This is a genomic window from Pirellulales bacterium (assembly GCA_035656635.1).
Lineage (GTDB): Bacteria > Planctomycetota > Planctomycetia > Pirellulales > JADZDJ01 > DATJYL01.
Window position 1 is genome coordinate 1 of record DASRSD010000056.1, and the last position, 25120, is coordinate 25120.

Genomic DNA, 25120 nt, shown 5'->3' on the forward strand with positions numbered 1-25120 from the left:
AACACTTTGCGGGAAAATACTGGAATCACTTCCGAAATCATGCCAAATGCGGGCAAAATCAGAATGTACACCTCCGGATGACCGAAGAACCAAAAGAGATGCTGCCACAAGTACGCAGAGCCGTCGTTTTGTGGATTAAAAAAGTTTGCTCCCAAGGCCCGATCGAACTCGACCATAATCAACGCGGCAGTCAAAGGCGGAATCGCCAGCAGAATTTGCACGCTTGTCCACAGAATCGTCCACGTGAAAAACGGCACTTTCCCCAGCGTCATTCCTGGGCAGCGCATGGTCAGAATGGTGGCCACAAAATTCACGCCGGCCGCAATCGTGCCAACGCCGCTAATCAGCAGCCCTAGCGTCCAAAAATCTACGCCCGCCCCGCGATTGAAAGCGCGTTCCGTCAAGGGCGCGTAAGCAAACCAGCCGATTGCTGGCGGCCCGCCGGGAATGCAAAAACTGAAATATGCCAACAGGCCGCCGAACAGCGTGACCCAAAATCCAAAGGCATTCAGCCGTGGAAACGCCATGTCGCGCGCGCCAATTTGCAGCGGCACGATGTAATTCGCAATGCCAATCAAAATGGGCATGCCGACGAAGAACACCATCGTGGTGCCGTGCATCGTGAAAAACTGATTGAACCGGTCAGGCCCCAAAAACGTGTTTTCGGGCATGAACAACTGCCAGCGAATGGCCAGCGCTTCCAACCCGGCAATTATTAAAAACACGACCGCCATCAGCACGTACATCACGCCAATGCGCTTATGATCGACGGTCGTTACCCAATCGTGTAGCGTGGCCGTCCAATAGGGTCGTTCCAGTGCAGCGGGTTTTGCAACGATTGACATGCGTGCTATTTCAACGTCATCAAATAGTCGGTAATCAAATCCACATTTCGATCGCTTAAGCCGAACGCCGGCATCAGGCACTCTCCTTTAATTTGCTGCGGATCGCGAATCCACAACCGCAAATTATCGCGATTCAATTTGATCATCCCGCCGGCAAACGTTTCGCGGGCGGCCAAGTGGGTCAAATCCGGCCCGAATTTTCCTTTCGCGGTTGTGCCGCGGATCGTGTGGCAGTTCACGCACGATTGCGCCAAAAACGCCTGTCGCCCTTCACGCATGGCGGCATCATCCACGGCCGGCTTTTGTTCGTTAGCCAACCAAGCCGCAAAAGTTTCCGGCGTATCCACATACACCCGTAACAGCATATTGGCGTGCTGCGCGCCGCAGTATTCAGCGCACTGGCCAAAATACAAACCTGGCTGGGTGGTTTGGAACCACATTTGATTTGTTTTGCCAGGAATCAAATCGGTTTTGCCCGCCAGCCGCGGAACCCAAAAGCTGTGGCAAACGTCGGCCGATTTCAGCGTGAGATAAACAGGTCGCAACGTCTCGACGGAATCTGATCCACCGCTCGCGGGCACGTGCAGTTCATTGGCCGTGACCACATTCACCGTTTGGTCGCCATTCTGCTCGATGACATATTCCCACCACCATTGATGGCCAATTACCGTGGCCGTAACAGCATTTGTGCCCGCGGTTGTGGCGGGCGCTTTGATGCGCACTTCCAGTTCCGTGCGGACAATCACCAGGGCCAACAGCAGAACAATGATGCCCGGGGCTACCGTCCAAGCAATTTCAATCGGCAAGCTGCCATAAACCTGAGGCGGTTCGGCGGTAGTTATTTCAGAGTTGGCAGGTTGCCCACTAGGGCTGCTTGCGCCGCCGGTGTTTTTCTTCTGCCGGAATCGCGCCAGAGAATAAAACAGCACACCCCAGACCACGGCCAAAATGACTAAGGCCACGGCCACGACAAAATAGAACAAATAGCGGATCGATTCCGCCGGAGGAGAAACCGGATGCAACGTGGAAACATCTTGCAGAATGTTTTCCGCCGCGGCGGCAAGCAACGGGATTTGGAGCATCTTGCGCCTCTTAACGACGTGCGGGCGTCGCCATTGGCTTCCATGACACTGAGCCGCCGCAATCCACGGCAGACTCATAGACTTATCGCCGATCAATGTATACAAAGTAGGGCAGGTTGGTAAAGCACCGCTCGGCTCCGATTCGATTTGCGCCAATTTTGCACGGAAAATCTTCGATGGCCGTGGTCGACTGCCAAACTGAAGTGTTAATCTCGACAGATGCCACTCGTCTGGCGGCAAAGGCTGCTGAATTGATTGCGGTGGCGGCGAAGTCGGCGATCGCTCGCAACAATCGCTTCACGTTGGTGCTTTCGGGTGGTTCCACGCCGGAGCGCACCTACAAACTACTTCCACAGGCAGAGGCTCATTCTCAAATCGATTGGTCCCGGACCTGGCTGTTTTTCGGTGATGAGCGCTGTGTACCTCACGACGATTCGCGCAGCAATTATCGTTTAGCGGCCGATTCACTGTTGCAGCCCGCCCGAATCGATCCGCAGCATGTGCTGCCGATAAATACTGCCGTCGGCACGCCGGCTGAGTGTGCGGAAAGTTACGCCGCCAGCCTCCGGCAATTTTTCGGATACAACTCGCCAGGGACCGATGCGGTTAGCTTCCCATCGTTCGATTTAATTCTGTTGGGTTTAGGAGATGATGGCCACACAGCTTCGCTTTTTCCCGGCAAGCCTTCGCTAGACGACAAAACCCATTGGGTTACCTGGAGTCCCCCGGGAGTCTTGCCGCCGCCGGTCGATCGGGTAACGTTTACGTTTCCGCTAATTAACGCAGCGCGGCAGGTGATGTTTTTGGTTTCCGGCGACAGCAAAGCAAAAATTGTGCAGGACGTCATCGAGGGACCCGCCGACCCGAAGCGATTTCCCTCTTCGGGTGTCAAACCGATTCAATCGCTTACATGGCTGTTAGACGAACCAGCTGCCCGTTTGTTAATCCGCCAACGGAGAGAAGCATCACAATCATCCTAGCGCGACAAAGTGCCGCGGCATTATGATAACGACTTTTCAAACTTAATTAAGCAAACCATGCCAACCGCTCAAATTATTCGTGCTCATGGACCGGCTATTAAAACTGCTCCGAAAATGGTGGCCTCGGCTGCGGCGCAGGAACCGGCCGTGCTGGTATTGTTTGGCGCCACGGGAGATCTTTCCGGTCGCAAAATTCTGCCCGCCTTATTTGCCTTATGGCAGGGAAAATTTCTGCCCGATCAACTGGCGATTGTGGGCGTGGCGATCGAAAAAAACACCGACGATCAGTTCCGCGATTTGGCGCGCAAAGCAGTGGAATCGCACGGGAGATTAAAGCCCGCCAATGACGACGAATGGAATCAATTTGCCGCGCTGCTGCAGTACCAATCGGTCGATTTTGGCAATACGGAAAGCTACGCCAGTCTGTCGCAGCGGATCACCGGCATCGAAAGCCAGCGCCACATGCCGGGTAACCGGCTGTTCTACTTAGCCATTTCACCGACGTTTTTTGCGTCAGTGATCGATCAACTCTCCGCTCAGGGATTAATCCACCGTTACAGTCCCGGCACGCCGTGGTATCGAGTGGTCATCGAAAAACCCTTCGGACACGATTTAGCCAGCGCGCGCGCTTTGGATGCGGATATTCACCGCTTCATGCAAGAAGATCAGATTTACCGGATCGATCATTACCTCGGCAAGGAAACCGTGCTGAACATGATGGCGTTCCGGTTTGCGAATGCTATTTTTGAGCCCTTGCTGAATTGTGAATTTGTCGATCACGTGCAAATTACTGTTGCCGAAACGGTGGGCATGGAGGGGCACCGCGGAAGTTATTACGACACCGCAGGCGCCATTCGCGACGTAATGCAAAATCACGTGCTGCAATTGTTGGCGTATGCCGCGATGGATGCTCCCGGTGGATTGAAAGGCGTGAATGTACGCACCGAAAAACTGCGAGTGCTGCGGAATTTGGTGCCCATTACCAGCAACAGCGTCGATAAGATGACCGTTCGCGGGCAATACAGTGCCGGCACCGTCGATGGCCAACGTGTGCCCGCCTATCGGGATGAATTCGGCGTGGCAAAAGATTCCAAGACCGAAACATACGTTGCTCTGCGCACGCAGGTAGATTTATGGCGTTGGGCAGGCGTGCCATTTTTGTTGCGAACCGGCAAGCGATTGCCCAAGCGAGCAACGGAAATCGCCATTCGGTTTAAAGATCGTCCCCTTCGCCACACCCCAAGCATGGAAGTTGAAATGGACGGCGTGGGCGCGATTAACCAGGAGCCGAACGTATTGGTGTTCCGCATTCAGCCCGATGAAGGCATCAGCCTGTCGTTTGTAACCAAGCAGCCGGGAATGGGCTTTTCGCTGCAGCCGGTGCGAATGGAATTTGATTACGAGCACGCCTTTCACATCGGCTTGCCGGAAGCGTATGAGCGGTTGTTGCTAGACGCCATTAAAGGCATTCCCCTGTTATTCATGCGGTCGGACGAAGTTGACGCCCAATGGGAATTTATTACCCCGATTATTGAAGCCTGGCAAAAACAGTCGCCTCCAGGTTTTCCAAATTACGAAGCTGGTTCGTGGGGACCCAAGGATGCCGATAAGCTTGTTGCCGATCGTCAAGGCAAATGGCGGGATCCCTAAAATCTCATTCATACCCGTAAAAGTTTATAGATGTTGTGCGGCCGTGGGTCGCGATTGCACAAGGAGCATAATCAATGCAACTCGGAATGATTGGCTTGGGCCGCATGGGCGCAAACATGGTGCGGAGGCTCATGAAGAACGGCCACCAATGCGTCGTGTTCGATGTGAATCCCGCGACGGCCGATGCCCTGGGAAAAGAAGGCGCGACCCCAGGACACACCATGGATGAGTTTTTGTCCAAGCTTTCCAAGCCGCGGGCTGTGTGGTTGATGGTCCCTGCCGGTGTCGTGGATCAAACATTGGCTACACTCGTGCCGAAATTGGCTGCGGGCGATATTTTGATCGACGGCGGCAATTCGTATTACATTGACGACATTCGCCGCGCTGAAGATTTGCAGAAAATAGGCATTCGATATGTCGATGTCGGCACCAGCGGCGGCGTGTGGGGATTGGAACGCGGATATTGCATGATGATTGGCGGGCCGACCGATTCCGTGGAACACCTCGATCCGATTTTCAAAACTCTGGCTCCCGGCATGGGCAACATTGAGCGCACTTCGGGGCGCGAAAAAATGAAGGGAACCGCGGAGTTGGGCTATCTGCACTGCGGACCCAGCGGCGCCGGCCATTTTGTGAAAATGGTTCACAACGGCATCGAGTACGGGCTGATGGCGGCCTATGCGGAAGGGCTAAATGTGCTCAAGCATGCCAATGTCGGCAAAGTCGGGCGCACCACCGATGCCGAAACGACACCCTTGCGAAATCCCGAGCATTATCAATACGATTTGAACTTGCCAGATATCGCGGAAGTTTGGCGGCGCGGCAGCGTCATTGCCTCGTGGCTGTTGGATTTGACCGCTGCGGCGCTTGCTGACGATGCGCAGCTAGCGAAATATACTGGTCATGTTTCTGATTCCGGCGAAGGCCGCTGGACCATTCAAGCCGCTGTCGAAGAAGGTGCACCGGCGCCGGTGCTTAGTACCGCGCTTTATCAACGGTTTACTTCGCGCGGCGCCGATGAGTTTTCGGACAAACTGCTTTCAGCCATGCGATTTCAATTTGGCGGGCACGTGGAAAAGAAAGCGTGAGATGCTTTTTGCTGACTTTTGATTCCGAATGATTGATCTCTGCGTGCTCTAGCCCCTGACCCCTATCCCCTAATCCCTCACCTGCTACATGATTCTCGCTGGCGATATTGGCGGCACTTCGACACGTTTAGCCCAGTTCGAAATTGAAGCAGGCCGCCTTGTGCCTCTCTCGCCCCCACAGAAATTTCCCAGCCGCGAACATACTGGGCTGGACGAAATCGTGGCAGCCTTTGTTGCTGCCCAAAAAGCGGTCGGGCAAACCCAGTCCATCGAGCACGCCGCATTTGGCATTGCCGGCCCCGTACGCGATGGAAAAGTTCACACCTCGAACTTGCCGTGGATGGTTGACGCCGCTCAGTTGGCATTAGAATTGGGCATTTCCGCTCAAAACGTTCACTTGCTCAACGATTTGGAAGCGAACGCCCATGGTATTCCGGCGCTAGGTCCTCATGACTTGGTGACCTTGAACGCCGGTCAGCCAGACCCGCACGGAAACGCCGCCATTATTTCCGCCGGCACCGGGTTGGGTGAAGCGGGAATTTTTTTCGACGGGCAGCGATTGATTCCCTTTGCTTGCGAAGGTGGCCACGCAGATTTTGCTCCCTGCGATCAGCTTGAGACCGAATTGTTGCTGCACTTGAAGGAAAAATTTATGCAGGGAAGCTTCGGGCACGTCAGCTGCGAACGCGTGTTGTCAGGGCCCGGATTGCGAAATATTTATGAGTTTTTGCGCGATACGGGTCATGGTCAGGAAAGTGCGGAATTGACCGCTGCCATTGCCGCTGGCGATCCGTCGGCGGCCATTTCCAAAGCTGCACTGGATGGCTCTAGCCCCTTATGTGTGCAGGCCATGGACATGTTCGTTTCCTACTACGGCGCAGAAGCTGGCAATTTGGCGCTAAAAATGTTGGCCACTCGCTGTGTGTACATCGGCGGCGGCATTGCTCCGCGAATCATCGGCAAGCTGCGCGGTCCGCGATTCCTAGAAGGCTTTTGCAACAAAGGACGCATGAAATCACTGATGGAGTTGATTCCCATCCAGGTCATCGTGAACGATCTCACGGCACTTTTTGGCGCCGGTCGCTTTGCAGCAATGTCGGCGGGTTTACTTCCGGCTTGGTTGGGTTAGAAGCGTTTGCAGAGGCATTGGGTTGGCGACGGCAAGTGCCACCCAATAGTAGAATTCTGCTAGTTTTGTGATGCTGAGAGTCCACAAATCCTCTCGCAAAGGATGCGTAATCTGGCATGCTGCTGGCAATCGGCGCAGTTTTTGCATTTTCCGCTTGCATTGCTAGTTTTGTTGGGCATAATCAAAGTTTATACGGACTGCCGGATGGTCGGAACACCTAAACAGGCAGTCGAAGAGGAGGCTGCGAATGTCTAATGGTGCGTTCGTAATTAGTTTTGATTTTGAGATGGGTTGGTCGCTGCGGCGTTCGCCCAACATCGGTCCGGAATTCTCTCAATTGGATGCCATGCGCGATATTGTTCCGCGCATGTTGCAAATTCTAGATCGCTATCGCATTTCGGCGACCTGGGCGACAGTAGGGCATTTAATGCTACGGCCCCAGGATTGTCCTGGAGGGCGTTTTTCTTACGATTTACCGTCGCCGCGATTTTCCTGGTTTCAAGGGGAATGGTTTGCCGGCATTCCGCGCATTGGCGAACAAGGATGGCAGTGGTTTTATGCTCCCGACTTGGTGGAGCAGATTATCGAGTCAAATACCTATCAAGAACTCGGTTCACACACGTTCAGCCATATTGATGTGGGCGATCCTGCTTGTTCGAAGGAGCTGGCGCGTGCAGAATTCGAATTATGCCAGACGATAGCCCGCAATTGGGGTCGCAGATTGCGCAGTGTTGTGTTTCCTCACAACTTTGCTGGTCATTTGGAAACGTTGGAGGAAGCGGGCTACGACTGTTATCGAACGGAAGCGAAAGATTGGTATTGGCTTGGTCTTTCGCAAAACGGCATTTTGCGGTCGCGATTCGCACGGTTGTTTCTCCAACCGCTTCGCTACATGGATGAACGACTGCCTGTAACGCCTGCCTTGCCGGCCGCAAAACGCTGTGGAAATCTTTGGGAAATTCCTCAGAGCATGTTTTTCCCAGGTTTTGCTGGGATATCCAAGTATATTTCCGCCGCTAGTCGGGTGCGTCGCGCTACCTTGGGGCTACATCGAGCGGCAAAACTTGGTCGGCTGTTCAGCTTCTATACGCATCCAGAAAACTTCATCCACGGTGGCGATCAATTGCTGGACGCTTTCGACGAAATCTGTCGGGAAGCTGCCGAGCTTCGCGAAGCTGGCAAGCTGGATATTTTGACCATGGAGGAAGCTGCTTCCAGAATGCAAGCTGTGGTAGAGAATACGCATCGTGTTGCGCAAACTGGCAATTTGTTACTGCGAGTCGCCTCGTAATTGAGCGCGACATCGCGCGCAACCCTCATCATGTAAAGCTGCCCGCCTCAGATTCACGCGGGCTGGTTGAATGAATTCCTCATCGACTTCGTCATCGCCACAAAGGCCGCTGGAACCGGGCGAAGAGCGGTCGCATGCATCGGTGTCTACAGATCGCTTGGAGGAGTCCAGTGCTAACCACTCTGCCAGCCCTCGCTTGATGGTGCTGGCGGGCGACAGCGCAGCGGGACATTATTATGTGCACAAGTTGGAGCAGAATTTTGATTTGACCGCGGTCGTGTGGCAACAGCCCAATCGGTTGCGCACTTTGAAAATGGTTTTTCGCCGGGCACGAAGGCTGGGTTGGTTTTATCCGTTGGATCGGATTCTATTGGGTGTGTATGCCCGCTGTACCATGCGGCGAGCGGCTCGAGCTTCGGCAGCCTGGCGCGAAGAGCAATCGGCCTGCGATTATCAACCGCGCTGCCCACAACTGCGGGTAAATTCGATCAACGAGGAAGCCGTTGTTACCGCCTTGCAGCATTATCGCCCTGACCTTGTTTTGGTTTGGGGAACTTCGATCATCCGCCGACCGGTGTTGCAGTTCGCGGCTTGCTTTGTGAATGTGCATGCCGGCATCACGCCGATGTATCGCGGGGCGCACGGCGGCTTTTGGGCAGCGTTCAACGACGATCAATCGCACCTCGGCATTACCCTGCATCGTGTGGATGAAGGCATCGACACAGGACGGATTTTGCAACAGGCATTGGTGAAATTTGATCCGGCCAGCGACAATCTGCTGACCTTGGCTGCCAAGCAAACTGTGGCCGGCGCACAAACTGCCGTGCAGTGGTTGCAGGACCATCGAGCAGATTTTGCCAGCGATCCGGGTGTGCTGGCTCAGCCGGTGGGCAAAAGCAAGCTGTATTATTCTCCGGGCTTTCGCGACTACCGTCGGTTCGAGCGACAGGTCCGTCTCAGGTTAAAGCAAGCACATTCTTCAGCGCTTTAGCCTCACATAAGTCGTGGCAATCGGGGGATGATTGTCCATAATTCTGTTGATGAAGCTGCGCGTTGATGCACAAACGCTTTCCCGTTCTTTATCCTGGGATCTCCCCCGCATTAAAAAACTGCGGTAACCCGCAAAGCGCGCTCGGGATGACAGCTTTTGCAGCCGCCGTCGGCGACACTGAGCTAGTGTTCATTGAGAAGCCCTTTCGGGTTGTGAGAAAGGATCCTAGTTGATGTTCATCAGATGCTGAGTTCCCAGCGAACATAGGAAGTCGGCCTGTTGGTTGTGCATCTGGCTCATTTCGTTGATTTAGGAGTCCACAACATGTGCCATGTCGCTGTCGATCAACCGCGTACCACGACAGATAACAGCCAGGAAAGCCAATCTGCGGAGCTGCAAAGGATTCTCGTCATTGATGACGACCCCGATCTGTGCCGAATTTTGAAAACGCAATTGCAAAATTACATGGTAGAAGTTTTCACTTCGTCTTTTGGCTTGCAGGGATATTGGGATGCGATGCTCCACTTACCCGACGTCATTATTACCGATTTGCGCATGCCGCAAGGTTCCGGAGATTACGTTGTGGAATGCCTAAAGCGGCATCCCCACACATGCCGGATTCCCATTATTGTGCTTACCGGCTGTCGCAACGGGGCGCTGCAGAGCTACTTACATGGTCTTGGCATTGTCGAGTACTTAGTTAAGCCGGTGCCATTCGAAGAACTCTGCCATCGACTGGGACGGTATGTTTCGCTTGTGCCTCGAGAAATATATTCGAGTGAGCCGGAGGATCAATTGCAAGCACAACGGCCTATCATGAAAACGCAACCAGGTCTTTTCAATTATCACGGCTTGGCATAGTGAACCATGCCTCAACAAATCTCGACACTGCTCGTCGAAGATGATCTTGGCCAAGCTGAGCTGATTCAGCATTGGTTGGCAAACGAATTCCCTGGATCGACGGTGCACCATGTCGAAACGTTGGCCAATGCCCTGCAATGCTCAGCACATCAAAATTTTGACGTGCTTCTGCTCGACCTGGACTTGTCGGATAGTCAGGAGCACAACACAATTCGCTCCGTTTATCGCTTGGCGGCTCAAGTTCCCATAGTGGCACTGGTCGGCCAAGACAACGAAATGTTGGCGATCGAGGCGCTAGAAGAAGGTGTGCATTATTATCTAATCAAGAATCACTTAACGGCAGATAAATTAGCGCGCGTCATTCGGCACGCCATCAAGCGCCAGCGAAAGGACGTTGCCAATCAATACGACTCGACCGAAATTCAAGCGAATCAGCAATTGCGCGAAGAAAATGAGCAGTTGGCCCGCGCGAACCAAAACGCGCGACAGTTCGTGGACAATGTGTCGCACGATTTCCGCACGCCGTTGACGGTGATTAAAGAATTCGTCGCCATTATGCGCGACGGATTGGTCGGGCAGGTCAACGCGCAACAGCAAGAATATCTCGATACCATTTCCGGCCGTGTCGACGATTTGACCACGATGATCGACGACCTGCTCGACGCATCAAAGCTTGAGGGGAGCATGCTTTCGTCCTGGCGACGAGAGGCGGCGTTTAGCGAAATGGTTGCCCAGGCGGCGCGAATGTTGCAGCGCAAAGCGGCGCTGAAAAACATCCGCTTGGAAATCGAAATTCCATCGGATCTGCCCAATGTTTTTTGCGATGGCGAAAAAATTTGCCGCGTGTTAACCAATTTAACCGGCAACTCCATTAAGTTCTCGCCGGAAGGCAAAACGGTGCGAATTGGCGCACGGCACCTGGCGGATCAAGCGGAAGTCCTGGTGCAAATTGCCGATGAAGGCCCGGGAATCAGCCTCGAAAATCAAGCCCGCATCTTCCAGCGATTCCAGCAATGCGAGGAAACTTCGCTCGAAAATAATCAGGGCTGTGGATTGGGCCTGTCGATTGCGCATGAGTTGGTGCGAATGAATTTCGGTAATCTAACGGTGGCAAGCGAACTGGGTCGGGGCAGCACATTTTCATTCACGCTTCCCGTGGCCGACGTGCAGCAAATAATGAATCGACTGTTGCGGCAACTTCGGCAATCCAAGGGGGGAACCTCGTGGCTCTCCACGTTTGCTGTCCGCTTGAAGTCGCACGCAAAAGTCGACGCCTCAACGATCGTCGACGAATTCTTGCAGCATACACTGCGCAGCAGCGACTTAGTATTGAGCACCACCAAATGCGCATGGCTGGTGTTGGCTGGTTGCCCTGGGAACGACCTGGACGCGCTCATCCATCGCTTGCAAGCAAATTGGCAGCAACAAAGTCGTGCATGCCCTGGGAGACAACTTCCAGAATTGTATTTTGAAAAAGGGCCCATCTATGAAGTAGCCGAGCAAGATATAGACCTTGTGCCGCGGCTCATGGAGCAGTACCGGCGATTGCAGCAATCGCGTTTTGCCGCAACCAAATTGCTGTTGGTGGATGATGATCGTGATATTGTGCGCGGCCTAAGTGTTCGTTTGCGGGCGACCGGATACGAAGTGACCACCGCCCACGACGGCGCCAGTGGCTACGAAGCCGCCTTAAAAACACGGCCAGACGCCATGATTCTCGACATGCGCATGCCCGGCATGAATGGCTTGGCGGTCCTGTCGCAACTTCGCCAACGGCCGGAAACGCGCGATATTCCGGTAATTGTGCTCTCGGCCAGTTTGCGCGATCAGCAACTGGCACTGGAAATGGGAGCGCGGTACTTCCTGGACAAACCCTGCGATCCTCAAACCCTGTTGACCGCGCTGCACAGCGTTGCAGCGCCGCCGGTAGCGTGAAAATTGCCTGGCCGGAGTATGCCCATGAAAGACCCCACTTCCCAAAAGCTCATTTGTATTGTGGACGACGATCGTCAGTTGGTGCATGCCTTATCGCTCCGCTGCCGGCAAATCGGCTTGCGCGTTGGCCAGGCATACGATTCCGTGACGGCGCTTTTGCAAATTCATACTCACCTGCCTGATTTTATTTGCCTGGATGTGAATCTTCCCGGCGGCAGTGGGCTGAGTTTATGCGAAATGCTCTGCAGCGATGATCGCACGGCGCGGATTCCAAAAATTGTTTTGACCGGTCGCAGCGATCACGATACCATCCGTCGCTGCCACATGATGTGCGCTTATTACGTCGAGAAATCAACGGACGTGTGGGACCGAATGGGACCACTGTTGCATGAATTGCTGGGCGAGGAACCGCCAGGAAAGCTTTGATCTGGTTCAATTCAACGATGGATCAGGAGGTTGGTGCTTAAGCTTGATGCCCGCAATGCGAGTGGTCGCAGAAAGTACGCGGCACACTTCTTCCCACAGATCGTCCTGGGGCCAAAACGCATGTTTCTTTTTTGCAGGCGTGTGGAACCAGGCCTCCTCTTGCATTTCGGCCTCTAATTGGCCAGCCTGCCAACCGGCATAGCCGGCGTAGAAGCGCGCGACTTCCGTTGGCTGGAGCACCAACTGCTCCAACTTATCTTTATCCGCGGCAAAATACAAATGGGGCAGCACTTCGCTTTCGGCACAAAACTCTGAGGTATGAATGGCCATCAGTGGGCCAGCACATGGTCCGCCGTGATGAATTACCGCCGTGGTTTCGCAGGGGGTTTCGCTCACCTTGCTCCACACTTCTTTCAGCAAAGTGTCGCTGGGTCGGTTCAACACCACACCCAGCGCCCCTTCTTCGTTGTGCCGCACTAAAAGCACGACCGAGCGAAAGAAATTGGGATCACCCAGCTTGGGCGAGGCCACCAATAAGTGCCCTTGAAGAGACGACATATATTCCGTCGCTGTTGGCCGACATTGCTCGGCCCGTAATTTTCATTGCCCTCGCGCTTGACCAGCAATCACTACCTAGCCGGCACGCGGACGATTGTCTAAAGCCTCAACTTACCATGATCGTAATGCAGTTGCACGAGGGAGTCAAAACTGAGATATTCCGGAGGCCGCCGGGAACCCGTTCGGTTGCGAAGGCGATTCTTATGATCAAGACGCGACTTGTTTTTGCTGCATTGTTGCTGATTGTTCTCCGCCCGGCCTGGGCACAAAAAGGAATTGCACCCAATGGTGCAGCGCAGTCCACCGCGGCGCCACCCAAGCATTTGACGGTCGCCCAGGGGTTGGTGGCCCACCTGGATCTGGCCAATACCAGTTATAAACACGGCGAGCCGGAAGCGTCTTTCGTCGTTCCATACCAGTCGCATGCCGATTGCAGCGGATTTATCGACTTACTATTGCAGTATTCGTACGGCTACACCAAGGACCAATTCAAACCGTGGTTTGGGTCCGCTCGGCCATCGGCGAAACGCTATCATGATGCCATCGCCGATCAAAAAGGTTTTGTGTCCATTGCGCACGTGCAGGATATGTTGGCAGGCGATCTTCTCGGCGTGAAATATTTAAACCGAACAGACAACACCGGCCATGTCATGTTGGCGGCCGAACGTCCGATCAATATTCAACCCAAAGCGCCTTTGGTCGCTGGCACTCAGCAGTGGACGGTGACGGTGATCGACAGCTCTGAATCGGGGCATGGTCCCACCGATACCCGGCACGGTAAAGGTCCTGGCGGCAAAGATCACGATGGCGTCGGCTCAGGTGTGCTGCGCTTGTACACTGACGCCCAGGGACAAATTGTTGGGTTTTCTTGGAGCACGCTGACTTCGTCGGAGTTTAAAAAGCCCACGGACGAAAATTTGATGATTGGCCGTTTACAGCCGGGCTTTCAACCGAACTGAAGCCCCCGTAGGTCACGCACCGGTGCGTGGCAACGGATTAATGGCCAACTGCTTTAACAAAACGCCGAAACCCAATCAGTGCACAAGCGCCCAGCAACATCAATTCCGCCGACACCGGCTCCGGCACCGGCTCGGCTGACCCGCCGCCGGATTGCAGCAAATTCAAAAACGCCTGCAGATCGAGATTATTGAACTTGCCGTCGCCGTTGATGTCGCCGATCAGCGGCACATTCGCGGCCAACACGCCGTACTGCGATTCGTAGCCGCTTAAATCGGTCAGCGCTTTTTCCTCCGCCAAAATATCGGCCGCATCGACATGGTTGTCGCGATTGAAATCGCCCGCGTAATACGTGGCCAGGACCGATAGCGCGCCGGTGGTATATAACTGCGACGTGTTCCACGCGATGTGACCGTCCAATGCTAATTGAATGGACGAGAACGAACCGGTAACTCCCGCCCCGTTCCAATCCAAAATGTCGAACACATCGCCGGGCTTTGGCAAAAAATGGTTAAAGAGCGAAACATCCAGCGTGCCGGCCAAGGTCGGCTTGATACTGCCCGTCGAAATAATAGCGTCAAATTGGCTGCCGCGCGTCGTGCCACCCAGTTCGATTTCGGTCGTACTACCGTCTTTTAACGTCAGTCGCCCGACAGTGAGTACTCCTGCTCCGTTATCTAAGTTATACAGTCCACCGTAGCTGGCCATGACAGATCCAGGCGCACCGTTGCCCGGCGTCAAGTTCCCGAGGCCGTTGACCGTCACGGTGCCACCGATGGCGCCGCTTCCCGCCAGTGTTCCGCCGATATTGACAGTCACCGTGCCAGAAATTGAGCCGGCGACGATCAGCACGCCCGCGTTGATAGTCGTGCCACCGGTATAAGTACTGGCGCTGCTAAGCCGAAGCGTGCCAGCGCCCGATTTGGTGACGGACATCGAACCGGAGAATGGGTTGATGATTCGGGCTCCAACATCCAGATCGATTCCCGAGGAGGTAAATCCCTGCTCTACGTTGAAGGCGCAAGTGGTGGTCGACAAGGCGGTGATTGTGCCGGCCAAAGCGGCCGAACCACCGCTAGCAATGTGGGCGGTCGTATCAGAAGCATGTGAGTTAATATTTACAGTGGTATTGTTCAGCAATATTCCGCCTGGAGATGTCGCGTCCGACTGCAGGGTTAGCGTGGCGCCCGTTATGTCTAGACTCGTGGCAATCGCTAAACCGCCTTGAACAACATTGGTGCCGCCGGTGATCGTTGCTTCTGCAATGGAAACCTGTGAGTTAGCGCTGATTGTATTTGTGCCCGCTGTCCAGGAAACGGTTGCCAGCGATAAGCTGCCGCCGGCGCCAGTAACAAACGTGCCGCCTTCGTTTTGCAAGGAAGTGAAACTGTCGCTCTGCCCGTTTAAATCTACCGTCCCACTTGTTAAGCGAATGGTGATTAATCCCATTTGTGACGGTCGCAGCCAGCGGAGCGTGCCGCCGTTTACCAGCACATCGACCGGGGTGCTATCGCCGAGAATTGCATAGCCGCTAAACTTATTGAGCTCCAGAGTTCCCGATTGAATTGTGGTCAAGCCAGCATAGGAATTTCCATCACCAGCAAATTGCAGAGTGCCGGAGCCAGTTTTGACAAGTTCGGTGGTGGAAGTACCCGCGATGGGCGCTTCGAGGATTGTTTTGTCGCCGACGCCGCCAATCACTCTGATTTCACGCGTCTTATAGTCCCCCGCGGCGCCGTTATCCAAATTCAGCGGATTTTTCCAATCGACAACGCTGTCGGATTTCGTAGAGCCGAAAACTAACGACTGTCCGTCGCGAATAAAAAAGGCGCTGTCGCCCGAAGTGCCGCCCCAAGTGAGCGTTTCGGCGGTGCTGCCGCCGCCGATCTGCACGTTCAATTGTCCATGGATGGCCGAAAATCCTCCCTCGCCCAGGTCCGTGTCGCTTTGTGCCCAATTGACCTTTCCGGCGCCGGTTCCCAGCCCACGCGTGAATGTCGTCGTGCCGCTGCTGGAACTGTCGACTTCGAACACGCCGCCGCGAAAGCGAATGGTATTATTCCCGCCGAAATTCCCCGTCGCGCCGTCCGTTCTGGCGCGCAAAGTCCCAGCCACAATGTTGATATCTTGGCGATTGGTGAAAGCCACCTGGTTGGAGCTGGCCGTTAATGCCACGAAACCACCGCCGGAGATAGTAATGCTTTGATCGGTGCCGGATAGCTTCGAGGAAATGGAGAGTGTGGTTGCTGGATTGGTAACGAAAACATTCCGCGGACCGCCGCCACCCAGTTCTCCCACGTCGATGGAGTAATCGGTCGATCCGACCAATAAGAGACCCGTTGTTTCTAACGTGCCGCTTCCCGATAGTGATTGGCCTGCGGCGCTGGGACTGATTTTTAGTGTGTTGTAGCTTACGGCGCCAGTAATCGTCGCATTTCCAACGAGATTTGAATTTTGCGTGGCGGCGGTGGTCAACCCTCCGCTCACGTTGGTCGTCGCTACCGCAACAATGCCCCGACTGCTGTTGAACCCCGCAAACGATTGGCCATTATAAAGTGCCCACCCCACATTGCCTGGATCGCCCGTGGCCGGGTCGTCTGAGATCACTCCATTCGTCAAATACGGTGCATTGGTGAAGCGTATCCACGGATCAATCGCCGCAGTCCCGCCGAGTACCCCCGCTCCCGAAGTCGTAAAGTTAATCGTCGCCCGATGGTTATGATACAAAGCATTAAACCGCAGCGTCGATCCGGTGGCTCCGCTGGGTGTGTCAACATTGATTCCGGCATTTCCTGAATCAATGAGCAGCATTCCTTCCGTCGCACTCGATCCGCTGCTCAGTGCATAGGTGCCGCCCGAGGCATTGGCGATCAAATTGATCGTCGCACTGCCGTTCAAGAAAATATTATGGGCTCCCACGCTGTATCGGCTCGTCTTCTTAACCGCCCCGTTGTCCAACACCAGGCTGCCCGTTCCATTCAAAATCAAATCTCGTACGTTGCTTGCCGTCGATTGACCGGTCAACTGCACCGTGGCGCCCGAGTTGATTGTGACATCGGGCTCGGAATTGGTTTTGCCGATAATGGAAGGGCCATTGAAAACATGCGTCCCCACGCCGCCCACGACAATCTTGCCGATGGACTCGTCGCCGCCCACGGTCAGCGTATTGGTTCCGGTGAACGTCCAACCGCCACCCTGGTCGTTGTTGGCAATCGTCAACGAGTAAATCGATCGCGACGAATCTAAATTCGACGTCGTACTAATATACATCCGAGACGGTACAAATCCGACTAACGAAGATGCGTCTGGCGCCTGATTCGAGAGCCAGTTGCCTCCCTCCGACCAATTGTTGTTGCCGCTGGAGCGAGTCCAGTTCGAGGCGGTCCGAACCGACCCGGTGAGAAAATAGGAGCCAATGTCGAAGTAACCCGTGTGCAAGGGATCGCCGGCGCTAAAAACTTTCGCGTAATAATTCCCCGGCGCAAGATTCATCTCAATCGTTTCATTCAAGTTGCCTGTCACCGCAGAGGCAACCATATTTCCCGAGGAATCGAAAATTTGCAGCGAACTATCGAGCGTAGCGCCGGGATCAGCCACCCCCGGCGTAATTCGTTCGCCCCCCGCATTGACCCGAAGGTTCACCGTCGACAGGTTGAAAGCTCTAAACGAAAAGAAATCGACGCTATAGGTGCCGATCCCCAAGCCGTTAAAGTGGTAGTTGATGTCGCCTTTGGCGTTGTTGTAGTTGACGGTGGTTCCAGAAAGAGGCAACGCCGTCGGGCTAGAAGAATCGTGGCTGATGCCGTCGTCCACCACAGCAATTCCGGGATTCACGGTAGTATCCAAAAGTGCTGCGATATCGTTCTGTGCCTTCGGCGGCCCGTAACTGTTCGGTTTGTTCGGATCTGGATTATTTGGATTTGAATCGGCGATGCCATTTTTCCACAGGCCTCGAGCGGTATTGTTTAGGTTGGCGCCGCCCATGATGGGCGCTCGGTCCGCATCCCCAGGGTCGTATTCAGAAACTAGATTGTTCCCGTTGTAAATGCTTTGGTGTTGTAGACCCAATCCATGCCCATTTTCATGCGCAGCGCCTTCTCCAATAAATTGCATGTTGTTGGGCAATTGCCCGGCAAATACAAAATTTGTGTGTTCACCCTGAGTCGTCAAGCTGCTTGTCACGCCGATATACGAAACGCCGCCAGAACCCGCATCCCAACTCCCATTGCCACCGATCACCGTGTGCATAAACCGAACAACACTGTCGTAATACGTCTGCCGCGACAAATCATTCCCGGCCTGGCCGGCGGCAACCGCCGGATCAACGGTCGTCACGTTGATATTGAATTCGGAATACTTTTCCGCCACTCGGGCCCAGATTTCCTTGATGTTGTTGAGTTCCTGGGTACTAAAGCTCGAAGGATTTCCATCAATGTCATACGTGGGTGTTACGCCCGGCGTTAATGTTGGTGAGGAATTGCCCCAGTTGCCGGCGAAGCTGAATCCGCCGAAATCAAGATAAATTGTGTAATTCGCTCCTGGTCGGCTGTTTAGCGCCAGCGGCACGTTGACATCTCCCTGTGAAGCGGCGGCAGAAAGGAATGATGCGGCCCCCAAACTAAGCGCCAGGAACCGCCTGCGCGGCTTCCTCTGTCGGTTTGGAAGCAACCAACCCAGCATGCAGCTAATCCTCAAAAACGAGATACCGCAGGATAAGAGCGAATTGCTTAACCGAGCGCCTTGCCGTGGAAGTTTTGCCAGCGATCCGTCGCCTGCCTACACCATTCAGCACCGCCAATCTAACCACACGTCCGAGGGAGGTCAAGCAAAAACTTGGTGTTCGCTGCTGTCCCCAGGCTCCCATACGTGACACACCGCCAAACAGTGATCTAATCGCGCACCGAAATGCCATCGGCCATATCTTCGCTGGCCCAAAAAGTAGCTTGCAGGCGGCAGAGAAATATATAAAAATGATAAATCATGTACATATGGACAGTAAGGCCCTCATGCCCAATAAAAATTGACGACCAGCATGTTTGCGTGCCCATCCACGGAGCAGATGAGCAGTTCCACCCATGCGCACTCTGCGCCCAGTGGAAATGTTTGCTCCGTGGATGGTGTTCCACTGTGGCGCGGACGCCGTACGCCGGGCACAGCGGACTGCACAAGACTGACTCGACAACACGGACGACAACGCTCATTGAACGAGCCGCCAGTTTATGACACTCAGATTGATCAGATTTACGCCTCGACTGCCGCCAACAATCACTTAAAATGAATCTTCGCGGACCGAAATCTGCCGAATTGTGTCGCACCCTCGCTCGTGAAAACTGCGACGGTTGGCCGCGGCGGCCAACCGTCGGGGCTGACGAAATTGGGCGGTTTTGTCCGGGAAATAAAAATCAGCGACAAAATTTCCGTCCGCGACAATAGTCCGGCTTTCGACCGAACTGAAATCGATTCAATCCGTACCCAAGTTTGCCGGTTCTATTACGCCCTGGCATGTCATCGGCGCAAAAATCGGCATATCCGGAACCCAGGGTCCGCTTCCGACGCTATCGAGGTTACCGGCGGCATGTTAGAATGGGTTACAGTTAGGCAAGGTTACGCTTGTATTGGTTTGTCGGATCAAACTTCTCCCGTTGACCCTTCCTGCCGCGAAGGGGCTGGCATCGCCAATTTACGCCGATACAGCAAAAAACAAATTCACGCATGTGAGGAATGTGTTCATGTCTAAAATGTCACACCAAATTAACTTCGGGTTGGTGGTCGGGGTCGGATTGGCACTTTCTGGTCTTGGGATAAGTGCGTCTTACGCACAAACCACTCCGCCTACCGGTGGGACTGCCGCCGCACCGTCGACCACCGGCACTCCTTCAGTAGATGCTGGTCAGGCCACTACGAATCCCTCGGAATTCTTGATTGGCAATGCCGTTTCCGATGCCAGTAGTCCCCAGTACCAAGATGTAGCCGACGCCATCACCCGATTTCGTAATAACGATGTTTCCGGTGCGCGGGAACTTTTAGCCCGAGCCCGGCAGAACAATCAAAAACTTCCGCCGGTCGAAATTATGATGGCTCGCTTGTGGGCGGTGTCGAACCAACTCAATAATTTTCACGTCGAATTGGAAAAGGCCGTGATGACTTATCCGGACGATCCGGATGCTTATTTGTACTTGGCGGAACTGGCTTTGGCAGAACACCGCGTTACCGACGCAGAATCCGATTTAATGCGAGCCAAAGATCTGATTGCCAAATACCAGGCCAATCAAAAGCGTAAGCGGAATTTCGATATTCGATACAACGCCTCTATGGCGGCCGTTGCCGAAGAGCGCACACAATGGTCGGAAGCCATGCCTCACTTGGAAGCGTGGCTTAAATTAGATCCCGACAATGCCGCGGCCCACGCGCGCATGGGGCGCGCCCTGTTTCAAATGGGTCGGCCCACCGACGCTTATAACGAATATGACGCAGCTCTGAAAATCGATCCCAAATCGATCAATCCGTACATCGCGTTGGCCGGGTTGTACGAACAAACCAAGGATCGGACCAACGCCGCGAAGTCAATTTCCTACGCAGTGCAGAAAAATCCCAAAGATTTGAACGTGCATTTGCAGGCGGCTCGTTGGGGTTTGGCCACCAACCAGCTGAATGAAGCGCAAAAATACGCTGACGACGCGCTGAAAATTGATCCCGACTCGCTGGAGGGCAAAATTCTGCGCGGCATTGTTGCACGCATGACCGGCGACATGAAAACGGCCGAAACCCGCTTGCAAGCAGCCGTGGTTCAAGCACCAGCCAATATCGATGCCAGCAATCAATTGGCATTGGTCCTCATTGAATCACCCGACAAAGATAAACGTGATCGCGCAGCACAAATCGCTGAATACAATCTGCGCGCCACCACGCAAAACGGCCGGACCAACCCGGAAGTGGCTGCCACCTATGCCTGGGTGCTGTACAAGCTAGGCAAAACTGCGGAAGCCGGGCAGATTTTGGCCCAAATTCAACAGGCGGGTAATATCAGTCCAGACACCGCGTTTTACATCGCCAAAATCTTAGAAGATCAAGATAAAATCGACGGCGCCATTTACGTCTGTGAAAAGGCACTCGAGAGTCCGGTCCCCTTTGCTCAACGGCAAGCGACTGCCGATTTGCTCGACAAATTGAAGAAGAAAAAGGACGCAAAAGATAAGGGCGGCAGTCCCGCTCCGACCAGCGACAAAAAGTAATAAGTCGTCTGGAGCGGCGATGACCTCCCAGGCAAAGTGTTAAACTTTGCCGACTGTACCTATTCCAGCGCGCATAAAAAGATCATGGCAGGCCGATCCATCGTCTTGCCATGATCTTTATCCTGAAGCGGATCAGCCTAGCTAGCTTCTGCTGTTCCGTCCTCCCGACATAGTCGTATTGCACTTATCGGCCGGGTAGCTCGGTAAGCATGAGCACGTTCGGCCGAATTTACTCACCGCAAACAGCATGCGGAATTCGCGGCGCATACGGGTGTTGCCGCATTCGGCAGCGACGAAATTAATTAGTTTTCCGGTTGTGGCACTGGTTCGGAAGAAACGGGTGGCTTTCCCTCCACTGCGTGCAAAATAGTTGCGGCCGGAGGCGCTGCCAGGGTAGGTTCCTTTTTTAATGTTGAACTGTCATTCGACGCCGCTTCACCTCGTAGCTTGTCACTGTTTTCCAGTGCGTTTCCGCTGTTCTCTGGAGGCGAACCGATGCCGCGCTGCCAGTGATTATTGTGTCGGCGATCGCTAACCAAAACCGGTTCATAGCCAATGCGGCTGCTGACGTTGCGACTGGAATTGCTGTCGTCTGTTTGCCCATTGCTAGCAACACTGTTTTTCTGCGAACCGCTGTTCACAAGGCTCGAAGCGTCTTGAGAACCAGCGCGATTAGAGTTTGTGTTTTGTGCGTGGCCGTTTGCGGCGTGATTGTTGAAACGCCTAAATCCGCCCGGTATTTGCTGTGTGGGCATCATGGCCGGAACCGGGGGCCATGTTTTCAAAGGCATTCCTTCAGCATTCGGGTTCCAACCGCCATGGGTCACTCCGCCGTACACGCAAAACGGCACTTGCATTGGCGGGAAGCCGACATTTTGACCGTTATCGAAGTTCGTAAACATTTCGACGGCCTGGGCGCGCAGTATGATGCACGTCAAAATCAGCGTCGATAGCGACAGCACTCGATACATAATGCAACCTCGGAAAGCGGGACTAGGCGAGAGGGAAAGTTGGAAAGCCGAATTCGAAGGACAAAAATCGCCGGAGTGGGTCAGACCCAAGCCATGGACAATTCTGACCTCCGAATTGCGACTTTCAACTTATTTCCGCCCCACACTGAAACCCAAAGTGAGTGGAAACCTAATCCACATAGGTTCGCAGGTTGATTACTGCGGCGGGCGATTGGGGCGGCCCTTAAGCATTCCCTACCCAAGCGCCAAAGCAACCGCAAACGTTGAATTTTTTCAATATCCTAAGGTTTCCCTTATCCGAACAATTTGCCTATAACGAATATGCGGCCTTCTTAAGGGATTGAAGACGAAGTGTACCCTATTGTAGCGGTCATTGCGTTTTCGATTTGGCCCTAGATTTTTGCTTTATTGATGCATTGTTCAGCACTTCTTATTGCAGTCACCGCGCCTGGCGAACTGGGCGCTTTCATAGCTATTTTGATTACCGCCGTTCTATTTCCTTTGGCCTTGTTCATTCTTGGCAGCAGTATCCGAAAGACTCGTGGAACGACGTTAACCAGTCCGTTGATTTGGGTACTGTTATCGTTAGTCGCTTTGGGAACATCGGTCCTTGCCTGTGCCCAGCTTACCGTAACGCACGATCGGCAAGTTGCCGACGACTTTTGGTTGGTGGCCTACACTTCAACATTTTGCCCGTTGATTTCGCTGCTGGGCGCGAAACGGCCGCAACATAAAGTTTGGCAATTAATTGTGTTTAGCTTTTGGGTGATTGCCGCATTGCCGGCATTGCAAGCGATGGTATTGCATCCGGGAGACAATCTGGAAGTACCGACCATTTGGAAATGTTTTTACGTCGGTCTGTGGTTACTTGGTATCGCGAATTATGTGCCCACACGGTATGCCCTGGTGAGTTTGTTTGTCGGGGTTGGCCAACTATGGCTGTTGTGGCGATTTTTAGAGCTACCAGCGAACAATCGCGTTTCGGATCCGATCCTATGCGTGGGTTTGCTGGGCGCAGCCGTTTGTACGTCAGCGCTACCTGTGCACTTTTCTTCGTTCTGGAGCCACGGATCGCGAGAGAATGTCCTTCCCTTTGTCGGTTGGACTCGCGTGTGGCGAGATTTTCGCGATGCTTATGGATCGCTGTGGGGCGCACGGGTGATGGATCGAGTTAATTCCCTTTTGGAGTCCGCCGACGTACACATGCAGCTTCAGTGGGACGGATTTCGCAGCGCTACCCCAGTACTCGAAAAGACTCCCAATGCCGCAGCACTGGCTTTAGCCAGCAATCCGACCAACATGACCACGCCACAAACAGAAGAAGATTTGCGAAATAACCTCGAGGCTATGGAACAGGTTGCTCGCAATGTTCTGCGAAGGTTTGTTTCGAACGACTGGATTGATCGACGGCTCAATACTGCGTGACAATGTCGCGGGATTTTCCAGCCCTACGGCATTTGTCACAACTGCCCGCGAGCCATACAATGCGGTGCCAACATTGGCCTGGCATTGCAGCGAGATCGTTATAATTGTCCAGTCCCTAGCACTGGTTAACTCGGAGAAGTCTGATGAACGAAGAACTCGACAAAGTGATGGGCGACATTGAAAACTCTGCATCAGAATGCTGTTCCCAAATGCGGGAGAAGACTGCCGAACTGTGCGGCACGGTGGAAGATTATGTTCGGCAGGAGCCAATGAAGTCGGTCGTGATTGCCGCTGGCCTAGGCTTGGTGGCCGGGCTGTTTCTTTCTCGTCGGTAAGTGATGCGGCTTGCTAATCCTTCAATTTCATTCAGTGTTTTATGCCGGACGACGGCACGACATCTCCGCACGATGCTTCCAAAGCGTCGTCTCAAACGTCTGATACAGTCGGCTCCAAGCAATCGAGTCCAGATGTTTGTGATGCTGCAGAGCCGACGGGCCCCGATGCATTGGCACAAGCTTTCGAACACGTGGCCGAAGCCCGCGAGTATTTTACTCATTTTTTAGCTGCAGAGATCGAGCGTTTCAAACTTCGAGTGCGGCGAGTTGTCATCTGGGCAATTGCCGGCTTGATGGGATTGGTTTTGTTGTTGGCTCTGTTAGTGGCCGCGGCGGGTTTGCTGTTAAGAGGATTAGCCGATTTCGTTGGTTCCCTGTTGGGCGGTCATTCCTGGCTAGGGGCTGTTGTTGTCGGTGGCGGATTGCTGTTAGTTGGCGCGTTAGCAGTGGCCTGGGGATTGTGGGCTTGGCAAGCGTCCGCTTTCGATGCGGTTCGTCAGCGTTTTGCCGCCCGCAAACGTCGGCAGCAAGGGCGTTTCGGAAAATCGATTGACTCTGCAGGTGATTCACTAGATAAGTGAAGCCATTAGCTTACATCACTTCGCTGCTTACCGGCCCAGTGATTACTTTGCTTTATCAGATTGATTTTCTTGCAGCCAGGCTTCGATCTTGCGGGCCACATCTTGTTGACCTTGCGATCGAGCCGATTCCAAGCCTTTGTTTGCTGCTGCCAAGGCTTCTGCAGGACGATTCATTTGTGTATCTGACAACATCAGATACAAGTACACGTTAGGATCCAACGGATTCATCTGCGAGGCAATTTGAAATTGCTCCAATGCCTCCGGGATTTGACCTGAATTGCCTAATGCGATACCCAGGTTTTCATGGGTGATTGCACTATAGGGATCTTTTCGAAGCGTTTCGCGGAATTGCGCAATGGCCTCTTGGGTTTGATCCAATCGCATTAATGCCACGCCGAGGTTGCTGCTGGCATCAATGTAGTCCGCATCGAGCCGGATCGCTTCTTTGAATTGTTCGATGGCCGATTTTAATTCATTCGTTTCCATCAACATAAGTCCCAGGTTGCCGTGGGCGGCAGCATCTTCCGGATTAATTTCCAATGCGATGCGGAACTGTTCGCTAGCCTTTTGAAACCGGTTGGTTTTAGATAACTCGTGGCCAAGGTTATTATGTGCGACACCGTCGTCAGGATTGGTTCCGATGGTATCTTCCCACAGGGTAATGGCATCGTGATAAGCGGCTAGGCGGTGGAGATCGACGCTGCTGTAGATCAAGATGAGTGCGGACGCAAGGGTGGCCAACGCCGTGCTGGCGCGCCGTGTTCCTATTCCTATGTGTGTCAA

Annotated in this window: 20 protein-coding genes; 14 read left to right on the plus strand and 6 right to left on the minus strand. The window is 53.7% G+C overall.

What is annotated here, in order from left to right:
* Together VFE46_05040 and coxB are read right to left on the minus strand one after the other, a co-directional pair.
* Positions 1 to 845: cbb3-type cytochrome c oxidase subunit I (locus tag VFE46_05040; protein HZZ27354.1), on the minus strand; the 845-nt coding region annotated here is incomplete at its 3' end.
* 5 nt (positions 846 to 850) lie between these two features.
* Positions 851 to 1927, minus strand: a complete 1077-nt coding sequence (coxB, locus tag VFE46_05045; GenBank protein HZZ27355.1) for a cytochrome c oxidase subunit II — start codon at positions 1925 to 1927, stop codon at positions 851 to 853.
* 176 nt (positions 1928 to 2103) lie between these two features.
* Between coxB and pgl the strand changes: the two genes are divergently transcribed.
* The 9 genes from pgl to VFE46_05090 all read left to right on the plus strand — a co-directional run bounded on the left by pgl (position 2104) and on the right by VFE46_05090 (position 12278).
* Complete coding sequence (pgl, locus tag VFE46_05050; protein ID HZZ27356.1) at positions 2104 to 2907, plus strand: 6-phosphogluconolactonase; 804 nt, start codon at positions 2104 to 2106, stop codon at positions 2905 to 2907.
* Positions 2908 to 2964: 57 nt separating this feature from the next.
* Complete coding sequence (gene zwf, locus VFE46_05055; protein ID HZZ27357.1) at positions 2965 to 4557, plus strand: glucose-6-phosphate dehydrogenase; 1593 nt, start codon at positions 2965 to 2967, stop codon at positions 4555 to 4557.
* 74 nt (positions 4558 to 4631) lie between these two features.
* Positions 4632 to 5645, plus strand: a complete 1014-nt coding sequence (gnd, locus tag VFE46_05060) for a decarboxylating 6-phosphogluconate dehydrogenase (GenBank protein ID HZZ27358.1) — start codon at positions 4632 to 4634, stop codon at positions 5643 to 5645.
* A gap of 88 nt (positions 5646 to 5733) precedes the next feature.
* Positions 5734 to 6774: a glucokinase gene (glk, locus tag VFE46_05065; protein HZZ27359.1), complete on the plus strand. Its 1041-nt coding sequence runs from the start codon at positions 5734 to 5736 to the stop codon at positions 6772 to 6774.
* A gap of 247 nt (positions 6775 to 7021) precedes the next feature.
* Entirely contained in the window at positions 7022 to 8065 is a 1044-nt protein-coding gene (locus VFE46_05070; protein ID HZZ27360.1) for a polysaccharide deacetylase family protein, read from the plus strand.
* A gap of 142 nt (positions 8066 to 8207) precedes the next feature.
* Positions 8208 to 9056: a formyl transferase gene (locus tag VFE46_05075; GenBank protein HZZ27361.1), complete on the plus strand. Its 849-nt coding sequence runs from the start codon at positions 8208 to 8210 to the stop codon at positions 9054 to 9056.
* A 324-nt stretch (positions 9057 to 9380) separates the two neighbouring features.
* Positions 9381 to 9917, plus strand: a complete 537-nt coding sequence (locus VFE46_05080; protein HZZ27362.1) for a response regulator — start codon at positions 9381 to 9383, stop codon at positions 9915 to 9917.
* A 6-nt stretch (positions 9918 to 9923) separates the two neighbouring features.
* Positions 9924 to 11852, plus strand: a complete 1929-nt coding sequence (locus VFE46_05085; protein ID HZZ27363.1) for a response regulator — start codon at positions 9924 to 9926, stop codon at positions 11850 to 11852.
* A gap of 24 nt (positions 11853 to 11876) precedes the next feature.
* On the plus strand, positions 11877 to 12278 hold the full coding sequence (locus tag VFE46_05090) for a response regulator (protein HZZ27364.1): 402 nt from the start codon (positions 11877 to 11879) through the stop codon (positions 12276 to 12278).
* A 6-nt stretch (positions 12279 to 12284) separates the two neighbouring features.
* Here the strand turns inward: VFE46_05090 and VFE46_05095 are convergent, their stop codons facing one another.
* Positions 12285 to 12836: a YqgE/AlgH family protein gene (locus VFE46_05095; GenBank protein ID HZZ27365.1), complete on the minus strand. Its 552-nt coding sequence runs from the start codon at positions 12834 to 12836 to the stop codon at positions 12285 to 12287.
* A 203-nt stretch (positions 12837 to 13039) separates the two neighbouring features.
* Here VFE46_05095 and VFE46_05100 point away from each other — a divergent pair, with 203 nt between their 5' ends.
* Positions 13040 to 13795 carry a hypothetical protein gene (locus tag VFE46_05100; GenBank protein HZZ27366.1) on the plus strand — a complete coding sequence of 252 codons (756 nt, stop codon included), beginning with the start codon at positions 13040 to 13042 and terminating at the stop codon, positions 13793 to 13795.
* A gap of 37 nt (positions 13796 to 13832) precedes the next feature.
* Here the strand turns inward: VFE46_05100 and VFE46_05105 are convergent, their stop codons facing one another.
* Positions 13833 to 18359, minus strand: a complete 4527-nt coding sequence (locus tag VFE46_05105; protein ID HZZ27367.1) for an autotransporter-associated beta strand repeat-containing protein — start codon at positions 18357 to 18359, stop codon at positions 13833 to 13835.
* A 1163-nt stretch (positions 18360 to 19522) separates the two neighbouring features.
* Here VFE46_05105 and VFE46_05110 point away from each other — a divergent pair.
* Positions 19523 to 21025, plus strand: coding sequence for a tetratricopeptide repeat protein (locus VFE46_05110; GenBank protein ID HZZ27368.1), 1503 nt, complete (start codon positions 19523 to 19525; stop codon positions 21023 to 21025).
* 302 nt (positions 21026 to 21327) lie between these two features.
* Here the strand turns inward: VFE46_05110 and VFE46_05115 are convergent, their stop codons facing one another.
* Positions 21328 to 21996: a hypothetical protein gene (locus tag VFE46_05115; protein ID HZZ27369.1), complete on the minus strand. Its 669-nt coding sequence runs from the start codon at positions 21994 to 21996 to the stop codon at positions 21328 to 21330.
* Between the two features lie 477 nt (positions 21997 to 22473).
* Here VFE46_05115 and VFE46_05120 point away from each other — a divergent pair, with 477 nt between their 5' ends.
* The 3 genes from VFE46_05120 to VFE46_05130 all read left to right on the plus strand — a co-directional run bounded on the left by VFE46_05120 (position 22474) and on the right by VFE46_05130 (position 24337).
* Positions 22474 to 23421: a hypothetical protein gene (locus tag VFE46_05120; protein HZZ27370.1), complete on the plus strand. Its 948-nt coding sequence runs from the start codon at positions 22474 to 22476 to the stop codon at positions 23419 to 23421.
* Positions 23422 to 23564: 143 nt separating this feature from the next.
* Positions 23565 to 23756 carry a DUF883 C-terminal domain-containing protein gene (locus tag VFE46_05125; GenBank protein HZZ27371.1) on the plus strand — a complete coding sequence of 64 codons (192 nt, stop codon included), beginning with the start codon at positions 23565 to 23567 and terminating at the stop codon, positions 23754 to 23756.
* Positions 23757 to 23797: 41 nt separating this feature from the next.
* Positions 23798 to 24337, plus strand: coding sequence for a hypothetical protein (locus VFE46_05130; protein ID HZZ27372.1), 540 nt, complete (start codon positions 23798 to 23800; stop codon positions 24335 to 24337).
* A 42-nt stretch (positions 24338 to 24379) separates the two neighbouring features.
* On the opposite strand, the gene VFE46_05135 is transcribed toward VFE46_05130, so the two are convergent.
* A partial coding sequence (locus VFE46_05135) for a tetratricopeptide repeat protein (protein HZZ27373.1) occupies positions 24380 to 25120 on the minus strand: 741 nt, incomplete at its 5' end.

Excerpts from the sequence above, each read along its gene's own strand:
- glk (HZZ27359.1), top strand. The coding sequence starts at position 5,734 with ATGATTCTCGCTGGCGATATTGGCGGCACTTCGACACGTTTAGCCCAG.
- VFE46_05100 (HZZ27366.1), top strand. The coding sequence starts at position 13,040 with ATGATCAAGACGCGACTTGTTTTTGCTGCATTGTTGCTGATTGTTCTC.
- VFE46_05115 (HZZ27369.1), bottom strand. The coding sequence starts at position 21,996 with ATGTATCGAGTGCTGTCGCTATCGACGCTGATTTTGACGTGCATCATA.
- gnd (HZZ27358.1), top strand. The coding sequence starts at position 4,632 with ATGCAACTCGGAATGATTGGCTTGGGCCGCATGGGCGCAAACATGGTG.
- VFE46_05080 (HZZ27362.1), top strand. The coding sequence starts at position 9,381 with ATGTGCCATGTCGCTGTCGATCAACCGCGTACCACGACAGATAACAGC.
- VFE46_05070 (HZZ27360.1), top strand. The coding sequence starts at position 7,022 with ATGTCTAATGGTGCGTTCGTAATTAGTTTTGATTTTGAGATGGGTTGG.
- VFE46_05130 (HZZ27372.1), top strand. The coding sequence starts at position 23,798 with ATGCCGGACGACGGCACGACATCTCCGCACGATGCTTCCAAAGCGTCG.
- VFE46_05090 (HZZ27364.1), top strand. The coding sequence starts at position 11,877 with ATGAAAGACCCCACTTCCCAAAAGCTCATTTGTATTGTGGACGACGAT.
- VFE46_05125 (HZZ27371.1), top strand. The coding sequence starts at position 23,565 with ATGAACGAAGAACTCGACAAAGTGATGGGCGACATTGAAAACTCTGCA.
- VFE46_05110 (HZZ27368.1), top strand. The coding sequence starts at position 19,523 with ATGTCTAAAATGTCACACCAAATTAACTTCGGGTTGGTGGTCGGGGTC.
- coxB (HZZ27355.1), bottom strand. The coding sequence starts at position 1,927 with ATGCTCCAAATCCCGTTGCTTGCCGCCGCGGCGGAAAACATTCTGCAA.
- zwf (HZZ27357.1), top strand. The coding sequence starts at position 2,965 with ATGCCAACCGCTCAAATTATTCGTGCTCATGGACCGGCTATTAAAACT.
- pgl (HZZ27356.1), top strand. The coding sequence starts at position 2,104 with ATGGCCGTGGTCGACTGCCAAACTGAAGTGTTAATCTCGACAGATGCC.
- VFE46_05095 (HZZ27365.1), bottom strand. The coding sequence starts at position 12,836 with ATGTCGTCTCTTCAAGGGCACTTATTGGTGGCCTCGCCCAAGCTGGGT.
- VFE46_05085 (HZZ27363.1), top strand. The coding sequence starts at position 9,924 with ATGCCTCAACAAATCTCGACACTGCTCGTCGAAGATGATCTTGGCCAA.